We start from the raw sequence: 12,203 nt of genomic DNA on the forward strand, positions 1-12,203 counted from the left end.
TAGGTCGCCATGACCGGCGATGCGGCGGATTGCTTCACGAAGGTTCGGCTGGCGCGCGCTCGACGTCGAAGTTCACTCGAACCGGCAGGACACGGAGCCCAGTGTTCCGAACTCGACAGACAGGGTCTGGCCCGGAAGTATCTGAAGGATCGGCAGGCATGAGCCGGTCAAGACGACATCGTCGGCATTGAGTTGCCGATGATCGCTTGCAAGCTTCCGTGCCAGCCATGCGACCGCTTCGAGCGGATGGCCGAGGATGGTGCCTGCCGTGCTGCGTGCGACGACGTTGCCGTTCAGCCGTGCCGTCACCTCCAGCCGATCGAGTTGCGATGGGTCGATATGATGGTGCGAAGCGCCGCGGATCGTCGCGACATGCAGGCCGAAATCGGCGATCGCCATCAGGGTGCTCACCCCGGTTGGGCGGCTGCGGCGCCCGAGCAGCCCAATCGCCGGCTGGCAGGCGACGACGATGCCCGCGGCCGTCTGGCGGTCGATCGGGTCGATCGAAAACGGGTAAGTTTCGCCGATGGTCAGCGCCAGTTCGCACTGCGCGCCAAGCATGCCCCGGGGCAGGGTGATGTGCTCAAGACCGTCGTGAAACGACCTGCTGGCAATTGGCGCAAAGATCGGCGAACCAAGGTCGAGCGACCGTTGCACCGCGGGGTTGGTCGCCACAAGCGAGTAGCCCCTGAAGTCGTCGTCGAAGAGGTCGAGTGCTGCGGATTGCGCCGACAGCGCATCGGCTTCAGTCTCCAGGAGCGACATCGGCAGGTCGGTGACCAGCCCGGCGCGCCGATTTCGTGCCAGGTTCTCTGCCAGATCCTGAAGTTGTGCCGCGTCCATGGGCGACCTCGCATGGTTCCGGCATCAGGATAGGGCGGAAGCGCATAAAAATTCGAGATGGAACGCCGGCCAAAGAAATAAACGCGGCCTGCAGGCAGAGCGAACAAATCGTTCCTTTTTTGGGACAGTTTGTTCCAACGCGGCAGTGTCGGGTCGATTGGCGTTGCAATAGCATCGGATGCGGAGTGTTATCACTGAGATCGTGGAAGGGGGGCCCACGTTGAAGATCGATATCCAGAAACTCGACCAGGCCCTGGATGGTGCCATCGAAGCGGCCATCGACGGCTCGTTGTGGCATGGCGTCGTCGAGGACATCGCCCGGGCAACCGGGTCGTACGGAGCCAACATCATCCCGGTGACGGAGCGTGCGCCGGGGCTGATCATCGCCAGCGACAGTCTGGGCGGGGTGTTCGACGACTATTTCAGCGATGGCTGGCATGAGAACGACTTGCGGCTCCGCGCCTTGCCATTGCTGCTGCGCGACGGCACTGCCTGCGATCCGCAATACACTTCCCGCGACGAGTTTGAGCAGCACGCCTACTATAGGTTCCTTGCCAAGCACGGCATTGGCCGTAGCTGCATGATCGGCTTCTCTATGCCCTCGGACATGCTCGTGCTGACGCTCAACCGAAAGCTCGAGCAGGACTTCTTCGACGAGGAAGAGGTCGCTGTCCTGGGCGCAATGCGCGATCGCTTGATGATGTCGTCGGCGATCATGCGCGCCGCCTCGCGCCAGAAAACGGCCGGCATGGCCGAGGCCTTCGAGATGGCCGGGCTCGCGGCCATTTTCTTCGACAGGTTCTGCAAGGTGACGACGGTGAACGGCCCGGCGGAAAGACTGCTGGGAGGCGACCTCCAGGTTTCAGAGCGTGAGCTGCGCTCATCTCGCCGCAACGAAACCAGACTGATCGAGGAGCGGATGCGCGCCGTCCTCAGCGAGGATTGGCTGGGACAGGGCGCAGCCCATGGGCCGGTCTTCATAGAGCGTCCGGGCCTGCGGCCGCTCGTGCTGCGCCTCCAGCGGCTGGGCGGCAATTTCCCCGACGTCTTCGCCCATTCGGTCGGTGTCTGCCTGGTCGAGGATTCCGAAGCTGTGGCGAGGTCCGAACCGCAATTGCTCCGTCAGATGTTCGGCCTGACCCCGACAGAAGCCGAGATTATGGTGCTGCTCGGCCGCGGCATGCGCCTGCGCGACATCGCCGAAGTGAAATCGATTGCTTACGAGACGGCGCGCTCACATCTGCGTTCGATCTTCACCAAGACCGACACCGGCAGGCAGGCCGAACTGGTGGCCCTGGTCGCCAACGTTCGCGCCCGGTGCTGACGGGAAACGGCAACTAGCGGACCGCTGATCTTGCCGGGCGGCGGATCGCCCTGACCACGCCTTTGTTGCCGCCGCCGCAGTAGAAGCGGCTGCCGCCATCGGATTCGAGCCCCGAAACGCCCATGCCCACGGGCATGTCGAGCTGTTCGAGCACCGCACCTGTCTGAGGATCGATACGCCTGACGTCGCTGGTCTCTCCCTCCCAGGTGCCGTGCCACAGTTCGCCGTCGACCCAGGTGACGCCGGTGACGACGCGCTTGGCCTCGATGGTGCGCAGGATGGTTCCGGTCTCGGGATCGATCTGGTGGATTTTCTGGCCGCGATACTGACCGACCCATAACGTACCCTCGGCCCAGGCCATGCCGGAATCGCCACCGCCGCCGGGAGCGGGGATCGTGGCGAGGATCCGGCCGGTCTCGGGGTCGATCTTGTGGATGCGGTCCTCGGCGATCTGGTAGAGATGTTTGCCGTCGAAGGCCGTGCCGGCATGGGCGGCGACGTCGATGGTCTGAACCGTGTCGCCGCTGTCCGGGTCGAAGGCCTGCAGCTTGTCTTCCGATGCAAACCAGACCTTCTTGCCGTCGAAGGTGACACCGGCGACTTTGGAGACGCCGGGGAAGGGGCCGTATTCCCTGATGATTTCGGCAGCTGCGTGTTTCATGGCTCGACCCCTGGCTTCGTTGGCACTGACCTTACCCTAGTCGCTCGGCAGTGGTCCCGGGAGTAACAACACTGTCGGGAAGTCGAGCACCGGCGGGCTGACCCAGCGTTGCGCCGGCCCGCGACCGAACGACTGCACCTTGCCGTCGGCGGCCAACTGCTCGAGCGCGCGCTGCACGGTGCGCGCGCTGGCGCCGAGTGCAATCGCCAGCGCCGAGCTCGACCAGGACTCCCCGTCGGCAAGGAAGGCCAGCACCTGAGCATGCTGCCCTTCGGAAGGGGGCGCAAGCACGACGACCTGGCGCGAACGGTTGGGCGCCAGCGCGAAACCTTCTCGTGTCGCACCGATGTCGGCCAGATCCTTGAGCTCGGCGCGCAGACGCCCGATCTCGACCCGCAACCTGGCACGGTGAGATTCGTCGACATGCCTGGCGCGGAAAGCACGAGCGATCAGCGTGCTTCTGGAGACGTCTTCCGGCCATGCCTCGGCTAGGCTCCGGGCAAGCGCAAACAACACCGGCCGGGTTGCCAGCGGCACCACGGTTTGGTCCTGCCTCACGACGTTTCGGCACGCATCGACGACGAGTGTGTCGGAGGCGAAAAGCGCCTCCACCTCTTCCAAAAGGAGCATGCGCCGTTCGCCCTGCGCGATCAGCCGTGCCGCAGGCACTGCCATGGCTCGAGCCACGCCATCGACTTCGGCTATCAATGCGGGAATTTGGGCCTCGCGCGCCGCCTCCTGCGCGTGCGCCAACGCTGCCTTGGCGGCTTTCGTCTGCAGGCGCCGCATGGCGAGGCCGGCCGCGGCCAGTTGGTGTCCGGTCCTGAGCGGGGCTGGCAGTCCGGCGGTGTCTAGCGCCGAAAGCACGCGCGCGGCTTCATCCAGCCGGCCGATAAGCAGCAGGCGCCGAGCTTCCAGTGTGCGCGCATGCGCAGCGTTCAGGCGGTCGCCATGCGCTTCGAGCGTTGCCCTTGCAGCGTCGAGCGCCTTGGTCGGCCAATTCAGGTCGCGGGACACGAGTGCGATTTCTGCTTCGGCGACGACGCAGCGGGCGCGGGCGACGGCCTCTCTTGAGCCGAAGGCTTTGGCGGCACTCGTGAGCAAGGCTTTTGCGCGAACGAGATCGCCAAGCTGGGCCATGGCGATGCCGCGCAGCGCCAGTGCGGGCGGGTCGTCGCGCAGGGCAACCCGCTTGAGCGCGCCGAGCAGGTCCCCAGTGGCGAGTGCGCGCGCCGCGGCAGTGATCAGCGAGTCCATGAGGCATTTCCAGGAAAGGCGGGGTTTCCGTCAGGAATGGGCTGGAGTCGGGACGACAAAGAACTTTCGCTGCCTGATGAAAAGCTGCGACGTTTCCTGGACCTCGTCACACTTGTCACTCTCGCTTCCTCGTTTCCGCCCCTGGTCTTGCACACACCACCGCCCCGGAGGCGCGGCCGATCTGCAGGGTCGCGCAGTTTCATATGCGAGGACAAGGAGCGGCGACATGAAAAGTCACGATGTCACCGGAACGCGAGCTGTCTGGCATTCATCTATGGGAAACTAAGTTGCCCATGGGTGATGGGTCAGGTATTCAAGACGTGTCTGATGAAAATGGGAGGACTGAAAATGACCCGCAATACGATCCTCAAGTTCGGTCGGCCGGTAAGTGCCGACCCCAGCGATTTGCCGGGCTGGGTGGTGGTGGAAGGAAGTCCGTCGATGAAGACGGCCGTCCAGCACACGACCCAGGACGGCAAGGTCCTCTCGGGAACATGGCAGGCAACCCCGGGCACCTACCACGCGAGCTACACGGACTACGAATTCGTCCACATGATTTCAGGCCGCATCATCATCACGCCAGACGGTGGTGAGCCGGTCGAGGTCGGGCCGGGCGACGCGTTTGTTGTGGAAGCGGACTTCAAGGGCACCTGGAAGATCATCGAGCCAGTGACGAAGCATTTCGTCGTCACCGTCGGATCGTAGGAGCGAACCGACGCTGTCGTCCGAGATAACGCTCCCGTTCACCACGAGCGGCAAGTGTGCACTCAAGGTCCCGGCGGCTAGCCGGGGCTGAACGTGGCGACTGTGAGCCAGTGCGCTGAAGGCAATTCAGTACGTCGCCTCTTGAAACGCTTCTAACCACTTGAGATCTGGGGGAGTGGTGCCCGGAGGCGGATTCGAACCACCGACACGCGGATTTTCAATCCGCTGCTCTACCAACTGAGCTATCCGGGCAACTGTCCTCGATCGGGCCGCTAGGGCTTCGATCCGGGCTTCCTGGAGGTGCGCTGCACCCCTGAAAGCGGGTGGGTTATAGCACGAGTTTTTCCCCTGTCCAGCCGCCCCGATGCGTTTTTCTTGAAAGAAATCACAGGCCGTAGGGGAAGGTCGGGAAAGCCTTCAGCGTCCTTCGCCGGCGTCCGAATTTCCGGTCGAATCTTCCTCTTCGTCGTCGCGAACAGGGATGGCGTAGGAGCCTGAAAGCCAGCGGTTGAGGTCGACCGCCTTGCAGCGCGGAGAGCAGAAGGGATAGGACTCGCGCACTGACGGCTTGCCGCATTCGGGGCAGGAGACCTTGGCGCGCAGAGGCGTGACGGTGTCCTTGGCGTTCACGCGGAGGCGCCGTTCTTCCAGCTGGCCTGGACCTGATAGCCTTCGCCGGACAAAAGCGAGGTCGTCTCGTAGAGCGGCAGGCCGACCACGTTGGTGTAGGAGCCGACAAGCTTGACCACGAAGGTGCCGGCGAGGCCCTGGATGCCGTAGCCGCCGGCCTTGCCGCGCCATTCGCCCGAAGCGAGGTAGTTGTCCATGTCCTGGCGCGACAGGCGCTTGAAGCGCACGCGCGTCTCGACCAGTCGCTGGCGCAGCTTGCCTGAGGGCGTCATCAGCGCGAGGCCGGTGTAGACACGGTGCGACCGGCCGGAGAGCAGTTGCAGGCAGTGCAGCGCCTCATCAGACGTTTCCGCCTTGGGCAGGATCCGGCGCCCGACGGCAACGACCGTGTCGGCCGCCAGGATGAAGCTCGTTGCCTCGTCGTCGCTGGCCAGCACCGAATGCGCCTTCTCGGCCTTGGTCACCGACAGCCGCTTGGCCAGCGAGCGCGGATGCTCGGCGCGCATCGGCCGCTCGTCGACATCGGCCGGGAACAGCCGGTCGGGTTCGATGCCGGCCTGCTGCAAGAGCTCAACACGGCGGGGCGAACCCGAAGCAAGCACAAGCTTTTGCAGATCGCTCAAACCAGAATCCTGTCGGTAAAAGACGCTCTTTGCGCTCGCGGTCGCGGGCGAACTTACTTGAAGCGGTAGGTGATGCGGCCCTTGCTCAGGTCATAGGGCGTCATTTCGACGAGGACCTTGTCACCGGTCAGCACGCGGATGCGATTCTTGCGCATGCGCCCGGCAGTGTGGGCGATGATTTCGTGTTCGTTTTCGAGCTTGACCCGGAACATCGCGTTCGGCAACAATTCCGTAACGGTGCCCGGAAACTCGAGGACTTCTTCCTTCGGCATTAGGTACCTTTGGTTTGGGTGGCTTGCTCCGGCGCCCCGGCCGGAAGTTGCGCGGAACCTATATGATAATCCGCGCTTTGTGAACACGCTTAATCGGCGTCCATTTCCGGCGTTCCCACCGCAAATCTTTCGGCCATTCTGGCCTTCAGCCGCTCGCGCACGTCGCGGTAGGCCGTCATGATCTGGTCGCGCGTTCCCGAGATGACGGTTGGGTCCGGCGTCGGCCAGTATTCGACGTCGACGGCCATCGAGCGGGTGAACTCGAGCGCTGCGTGATGCGCCTCGGGCGCCAGCGTCACGATCAGGTCGAAATAGTCGTCCTCGAGATCGTCCACCGTGCGAGGTTGGTGGTCTTCCATCGCCATACCTTCTTCGGCAAGCACCGCATCAACGAACGGGTCGCGGTCGCCGGCGCGCACCCCTGCCGACGCCACGAAGATCGATTGGGGCAGCCTGTGGCGGGCAATCGCTTCGGCCATCGGCGAGCGGACCGAATTCATCCGGCACATGAACAAGACAGAGCGCGGAGGTTTAGCGTCCGCCATATGTCAGCCGCGCCAGTGCAATACGCAGATGAGCGTGAACAGGCGCCGGGCGGTGTCGAAGTCGATCTCGATCTTGCCGGCAAGCCGGTCGAGCAGGGTTTGCGATCCCTCGTTGTGCAGACCGCGCCGGCCCATGTCGATCGCCTCGATCTGGCTCGGCGTCGACGAGCGGATCGCTTCGTAATAACTCTCGCAGATCATGAAATAGTCTTTCACGATGCGGCGGAACGGCGTCAGCGACAGGATGTGGGTAACGACAGGGTCGCCATGCTCGCGCGCGATGGCAAAGACCAATCGCGAATCGACAAGCGACAGCTTGAGCCGGTAGGGGCCGTGGCCGTCGTCGTTGATCGGGTGGAAGCTGTTTTCCTCGATCAGGTCGAAGATGGCCACCGCCCGTTCATGCTCGACATCGGGCGTCGAACGGCCGATCGATTCGTCGAGTTCGACGTCGACCAGGCGGGATCGTGCGTGGCCTTTGTCGGACATGGTCGCCCTACATGTTCAATCTGATGGCAACGGAGCGGGCATGCGCGTCGAGGCCTTCCGCCTTGGCGAGCGCGATCGCAGCGGGTGCCAGTTCGCGCAGCTGGTCGGGACCGAGCTTCAGGATCGAGCTGCGCTTGACGAAATCGAGCACCGTCAGTCCCGACGAGAACCGCGCCGAGCGCGCCGTCGGCAAGACGTGGTTGGAGCCGCCGACATAGTCGCCGATGACCTCGGGCGTATGCCGTCCGATGAAGATCGCGCCTGCATTGCGGATTTTTGGCAGCATCGCTTCGGGATCAGCGACGGCGAGTTCGAGATGTTCGGCGGCGATGCGGTTGACCAGTGGCAGGGCCGCCTCGAAATCGTCGACCAGGATGACTGCCCCGAAGTCGCGCCAGCTGGCGGCGGCGGTCTCGCCGCGCGGCAACAGCTTGATCTGTCGCTCGACGGCGGCTTCCACCGCCTTGCCGAATTCGGCGTCGTCGGTGATCAGGATCGACTGGGCCGAGACGTCGTGCTCTGCCTGGGCCAGCAGGTCGGCCGCAATCCATTCCGGATCGTTGTCGCGGTCGGCGACGACGAGCACTTCAGAAGGCCCGGCGATCATGTCAATGCCGACAGTGCCGAAAACCTGGCGCTTGGCCGCTGCTACATAGGCGTTGCCGGGGCCGACGATCTTGGCGACCGGGCGGATGGTGTTGGTGCCATAGGCTAGGGCTGCCACTGCCTGGGCGCCGCCGACGCGGTAGATTTCGGAGACGCCGGCTAGGTCGGCTGCGACCAGAACCAGCGGGTTGATGGCGCCGCCCGAGGCCGGCACGACGATGACGATGCGCTCGACGCCTGCGACCTGCGCCGGAACCGCGTTCATCAGCACTGAGCTCGGATAGCTGGCCGTGCCGCCGGGAACATAGAGCCCGACCGCCTCGACCGCCGTCCAGCGTGAGCCGAGTTCGACGCCGATGGCATCCGTATAGCGGTCGTCCTTGGGCATCTGCCGCGCGTGATGCGAGCGGATGCGATCACGGGCAAAGCGCAGCGCTTCAACCGTCGCCGGATCGGCGTCCTTGTAGGCCTGGTCAATGTCAGCGCGCGTCACCGCGATGCCCAAAGCTCCGAGGTCGGCCCTGTCGAATTTCTTCGTATAGTCGATCAGTGCCGTGTCGCCGCGCTCGCGCACGTCGTCGATGATGGCGCGCACCGTCGCCTCCACGTCGGGCGAGACTTCGCGCTTGGTGGTCAGGAACGACGCGAACCGCTTCTCGAAGTCGGCGTCGGATTGGCGAAGCGTGATGGCCATGGTCGAATGCTCAGGTCTTGTGAATGGGGCGGGAGGAGGCCTGCCAAGCAGCTCCCGTATCGGTCAGCCGGGCCTCGATGACCTCGACCTCGAGGCGGATCGCTGCGTTGCCGGAAAAGGTGAGCTCGATGGTTCCCACCGGCTGCTGCGCCGCGGCGAAGCGCACCGCCAGCAACTCCAGCACGTCGTCCTTCTTGTCGCGCGAAATGCCGTGCAGCTTTGCCGAAAGCACGCGGTCGAAATGCAGGATCGAGCGGCGGCGCTCATATTTCGGACGGAAGAAGCCGGTCTTGGTTTCCCAGGCGAAGCGGTTCATCGCCAGCGCGAAACGCTTGGCGGCCGGCTGATACTCGAAGTCGCCGACCTTGACGGTCGCGTCCTGCACATGCGCAGAGACGATCTCCAGATCCTGTTCGTCGAGTGCGACTAGCTTGAGCTGGGTCATGTGGGATCGGCAGCCTGCTTGGAAACGATATGCTTCCTGCCTTGTTAGGCGGTCTTGATGCAGCGCGCAACCGAGCCGGAAGGCAGTAGCGGAATAGGGCACCAAGGCATTGGGGCAGAAGTCACTTGCCGCCCGTTGCCTTGTTCCCTAGGCGCGGCGGCTCAGCCGCTGATGCGCTCGATGATGGCGCCGCAGCGCGACAGCTTTTCTTCCAGTCGCTCGAAGCCACGGTCGAGATGGTAGACGCGGTTGACGGTCGTCTCGCCTTCGGCGGCGAGGCCGGCAATGACCAGCGACACCGAAGCGCGCAGGTCGGTCGCCATGACCGGTGCGCCCTTGAGTTTGGAAACACCCTCGACGATCGCCGTCTGGCCCGACAGCGTGATGTGGGCGCCAAGGCGGGCGAGTTCCTGCACGTGCATGAAACGGTTCTCGAAGATCGTCTCGGTGATCTTCGACTTGCCTTTCGACATGGTCATCAGGCCCATGAACTGCGCCTGCAGGTCGGTGGGGAAGCCGGGGAAGGGCTCGGTCACCACGTCGACGGGCGAGATACCCGAGCCGTTGCGCATGACACGGATGCCGGAATTGGTCGGGATGATTTCGGCGCCGGTGCGGGAAATCACGTCGAGTGCGCCCTGCAAAAGGTCGGCGCGCGCGCCTTCCAGCAGCACATCGCCCCCAGTCATGGCAACGGCCATGGCGTAGGTGCCGGTCTCGATGCGGTCGGGGATCACGCGGTGGCGTGCGCCCGACAGCGAATCGACGCCTTCGATGGTGATCGTCGAGGTGCCGGCGCCTGAAATCCTGGCGCCCATGGCGTTGAGGCATTCGGCGAGGTTGACGACCTCGGGCTCACGGGCGGCGTTTTCAAGCACCGTTTCGCCGCGGGCGAGCGTTGCCGCCATCATCAGCACATGCGTGGCGCCGACAGAGATTTTTGGGAAGACGTAACGATTGCCGGTAAGCCGGTTCTTGGCGGTGGCCAGGATGTAGCCATTGTCGACATCGATCTGGGCACCGAGCGCCTGCAGTCCCTCGATGAACAGGTCGACCGGGCGCGTGCCGATGGCGCAGCCGCCCGGCAGCGACACCTTGGCTTCGCCCATGCGGGCGAGCAGCGGGCCGATGACCCAGAAGCTGGCGCGCATCTTGGAGACCAGCTCATAAGGAGCAGTGGTGTCGACGATGTTGCGCGCGGTGAACGAGATGGTGCGCGAATAGCCTTCGCCTTGGCGCTCGCGGCGGCCGGAGACGGAATAGTCGACGCCGTGATTGCCGAGGATGCGGATCAGTTGCTCGACGTCGGCCAGGTGCGGCACGTTTTCGAGCGTCAGCGTATCGTCTGTCAGCAGCGAGGCGATCATCAGCGGCAGGGCCGCGTTCTTCGCGCCCGAGATCGGGATGGTTCCGGTCAGCTCGTTGCCGCCGACAATTCTGATGCGATCCATTGGCCGTCGTTTCTCCGGGGGGATCCCGGTTCTGGCGAGAAATTTTCTTGCCGCCCGTCTAGACCATCGCGCTTTCTGGTTCAAGAAAGCCGGATTTGCGGTCTTTGGGCGCCAAGCGCCTGCCGTCGCCGGTCAGGCCTTCTCGGGTTTCTCTTTGTCACCCTCTCGGCCACCCTCGGCCGCTGCAAGGCCATCGGGCCGCGTATCGGCCTCGCCTGTACGTCGCGAACGCGCCTGCGCCTTGCGTTTCATCAGGTTGGCACGCAGCTCGGCCGCCAGCCGCGCCTTGCGTAGGTCGGCGTCAGCTAAGGGTGGTTTCTTGGTCGACGACATGTGGTGGTCCCCGCTTGTCGTTCGTTCATAGCGGCTTGGCAACGGAAATGGCCAGTATTGTGGCGTAAGCGGGCCTGTGGAAAATCTTCTGAAAAATGGTTCAACTCATAACTTGCGCTTCCGGGAATCATGTGGCACAAGCCGCCCCGTTCACGGTCGCTGCCGTAGCTCAGTGGTAGAGCACTCCCTTGGTAAGGGAGAGGTCGAGAGTTCAATCCTCTCTGGCAGCACCATTCCATCTCCTTGATGGCAAACAACATTCTGGATTTGTTGGCTTTTCCGCCGCCCTGATGGTGCACAGGGGCGTTCGTGTCGCCTTGCCAGCCATTTTCGAACTCGACCGTATCGACCGGTATAGCCGCAGCACCTGGCGGGGTGGCTTTAGGGTCGCGTGTCGGATTGGCTTGACCCATTGTGCTGCGCTTCACCTTGGCGCTGGTCCGCAGCGGTAGTGCTGCGTCTGAAGCGTACGGCAAAACAACGCTATTCGTGTGCGATCAGTTCTCTGGTGATTCTCTCGGTGGAGAGGCCTATCTCGGTCACCAGCTTTCGGCGGAGCGCCGCCGCGTAGTCGTCCGGTGTATCCGGCGCAATGACAAATGCCCCCGGACCGCCAATGACATTGTCAGCGAAGTATTGGGTGAGGTCGTACTTGACGCCGCGCGTCATCCCGGGAATGGCGATTGCGTTGATCGTGTAGCCCTTCGCAATCGCCTTTTGTCGGCTGTCGTGCAAAGGCAAGCCGTCGTTGTTGGTGCCGTTGGCGGAGATGTCGATGATCTTGGTGGAGGCATTGCCAGCGTATTTGTCCAGTAGCAAACTGGCCAGATTGATGGCGAAGGAAATGGAAGTTCCGCAGGAGTCCTCGCATCCGTAGCCTCTGTCGCCGTTTTCCCTGATGAACGACGCCACGGGTTGTGCGTCCCCGAGCCCGCAGACGCTTGTCCAAGGCACCACCGACCGCATCTTCCCGGGACTTGACCATTCGACATAGGTGACCGCGATGCAGCCGGCGCGGTTGCGAGTAATGGCCGCTATGACCTCGGGCGAGGAGATTGCGGTGGCATGGCCTTCACGTTGCAGGTCGGCGGTTGCGGGGTCGATGGATGCCGAGACATCGACTGCAAATACAATCGCCGCGTCAACCTCGGCCGCGCCTGCCTGTGCCCCCAAAAGCGCCGGGACCGCGAGTATCGTCATCAGCCATGCAAGGGAATTTGCATCTGCTGCGCCTTCGCCACGAAGCCGCTCCACGCACATGATGCCCTCTACGCCTCAAACAACATCCCCGATGCTACGCCAGCTTCCTGGCGCCTGACAGATGA

The 12,203-nt window shown here is 63.6% G+C and carries 15 protein-coding genes and 2 tRNA genes; 3 read left to right on the top strand and 14 right to left on the bottom strand.

What is annotated here, in order from left to right; translation table 11 throughout:
- Positions 1-72: 72 nt before the first annotated feature.
- The gene (locus B015_RS0104735; protein WP_018426519.1) at positions 73-843 is read right to left on the bottom strand and encodes a fumarylacetoacetate hydrolase family protein; all 771 of its coding nucleotides are present in this window, start codon (positions 841-843) and stop codon (positions 73-75) included.
- Positions 844-1,063: 220 nt separating this feature from the next.
- Here B015_RS0104735 and B015_RS0104740 point away from each other — a divergent pair, with 220 nt between their 5' ends.
- Positions 1,064-2,167, top strand: coding sequence for a helix-turn-helix transcriptional regulator (locus B015_RS0104740; RefSeq protein WP_018426520.1), 1,104 nt, complete (start codon positions 1,064-1,066; stop codon positions 2,165-2,167).
- Between the two features lie 13 nt (positions 2,168-2,180).
- On the opposite strand, the gene B015_RS0104745 is transcribed toward B015_RS0104740, so the two are convergent.
- The gene (locus tag B015_RS0104745) at positions 2,181-2,828 is read right to left on the bottom strand and encodes a PQQ-binding-like beta-propeller repeat protein (RefSeq protein ID WP_018426521.1); all 648 of its coding nucleotides are present in this window, start codon (positions 2,826-2,828) and stop codon (positions 2,181-2,183) included.
- Positions 2,829-2,864: 36 nt separating this feature from the next.
- Positions 2,865-4,085 carry a hypothetical protein gene (locus B015_RS0104750; protein ID WP_018426522.1) on the bottom strand — a complete coding sequence of 407 codons (1,221 nt, stop codon included), beginning with the start codon at positions 4,083-4,085 and terminating at the stop codon, positions 2,865-2,867.
- Between the two features lie 348 nt (positions 4,086-4,433).
- Here B015_RS0104750 and B015_RS0104755 point away from each other — a divergent pair, with 348 nt between their 5' ends.
- On the top strand, positions 4,434-4,790 hold the full coding sequence (locus B015_RS0104755) for a cupin domain-containing protein (protein ID WP_018426523.1): 357 nt from the start codon (positions 4,434-4,436) through the stop codon (positions 4,788-4,790).
- 176 nt (positions 4,791-4,966) lie between these two features.
- On the opposite strand, the gene B015_RS0104760 is transcribed toward B015_RS0104755, so the two are convergent.
- From B015_RS0104760 to B015_RS30455, 10 genes are all read right to left on the bottom strand, one after another.
- Positions 4,967-5,042, bottom strand: a tRNA-Phe gene (locus B015_RS0104760).
- A 165-nt stretch (positions 5,043-5,207) separates the two neighbouring features.
- Positions 5,208-5,420 (bottom strand): DNA gyrase inhibitor YacG, encoded by a 213-nt coding sequence (yacG, locus tag B015_RS0104765; protein ID WP_018426524.1) that lies wholly within the window; start codon positions 5,418-5,420, stop codon positions 5,208-5,210.
- Positions 5,417-6,043, bottom strand: a complete 627-nt coding sequence (locus tag B015_RS0104770; protein ID WP_018426525.1) for a Maf-like protein — start codon at positions 6,041-6,043, stop codon at positions 5,417-5,419. Before B015_RS0104770 ends, yacG begins: the two co-directional genes overlap by 4 nt.
- A 53-nt stretch (positions 6,044-6,096) precedes the next feature.
- Positions 6,097-6,315 carry a translation initiation factor IF-1 gene (infA, locus tag B015_RS0104775; protein ID WP_008838549.1) on the bottom strand — a complete coding sequence of 73 codons (219 nt, stop codon included), beginning with the start codon at positions 6,313-6,315 and terminating at the stop codon, positions 6,097-6,099.
- Between the two features lie 89 nt (positions 6,316-6,404).
- Complete coding sequence (locus B015_RS0104780) at positions 6,405-6,860, bottom strand: low molecular weight phosphatase family protein (protein WP_267322585.1); 456 nt, start codon at positions 6,858-6,860, stop codon at positions 6,405-6,407.
- 3 nt (positions 6,861-6,863) lie between these two features.
- The gene (locus B015_RS0104785; protein WP_018426527.1) at positions 6,864-7,349 is read right to left on the bottom strand and encodes a UPF0262 family protein; all 486 of its coding nucleotides are present in this window, start codon (positions 7,347-7,349) and stop codon (positions 6,864-6,866) included.
- Between the two features lie 7 nt (positions 7,350-7,356).
- Positions 7,357-8,649, bottom strand: coding sequence for a histidinol dehydrogenase (hisD, locus tag B015_RS0104790; protein ID WP_018426528.1), 1,293 nt, complete (start codon positions 8,647-8,649; stop codon positions 7,357-7,359).
- 10 nt (positions 8,650-8,659) lie between these two features.
- The gene (locus B015_RS0104795) at positions 8,660-9,094 is read right to left on the bottom strand and encodes a DUF2948 family protein (protein WP_018426529.1); all 435 of its coding nucleotides are present in this window, start codon (positions 9,092-9,094) and stop codon (positions 8,660-8,662) included.
- Between the two features lie 161 nt (positions 9,095-9,255).
- Positions 9,256-10,545, bottom strand: a complete 1,290-nt coding sequence (murA, locus tag B015_RS0104800; RefSeq protein ID WP_018426530.1) for a UDP-N-acetylglucosamine 1-carboxyvinyltransferase — start codon at positions 10,543-10,545, stop codon at positions 9,256-9,258.
- A 132-nt stretch (positions 10,546-10,677) separates the two neighbouring features.
- Entirely contained in the window at positions 10,678-10,878 is a 201-nt protein-coding gene (locus tag B015_RS30455; protein ID WP_018426531.1) for a hypothetical protein, read from the bottom strand.
- Between the two features lie 158 nt (positions 10,879-11,036).
- Between B015_RS30455 and B015_RS0104810 the strand changes: the two genes are divergently transcribed.
- Positions 11,037-11,111 (top strand) — tRNA-Thr (locus B015_RS0104810).
- 250 nt (positions 11,112-11,361) lie between these two features.
- Here the strand turns inward: B015_RS0104810 and B015_RS0104815 are convergent.
- The gene (locus B015_RS0104815) at positions 11,362-12,138 is read right to left on the bottom strand and encodes a DUF1194 domain-containing protein (protein ID WP_018426532.1); all 777 of its coding nucleotides are present in this window, start codon (positions 12,136-12,138) and stop codon (positions 11,362-11,364) included.
- Between the last annotated feature and the right edge of the window lie 65 nt (positions 12,139-12,203).

The sequence above is a fragment of the Hoeflea sp. 108 genome, assembly GCF_000372965.1.
Taxonomy (GTDB): Bacteria; Pseudomonadota; Alphaproteobacteria; order Rhizobiales; family Rhizobiaceae; genus Aminobacter.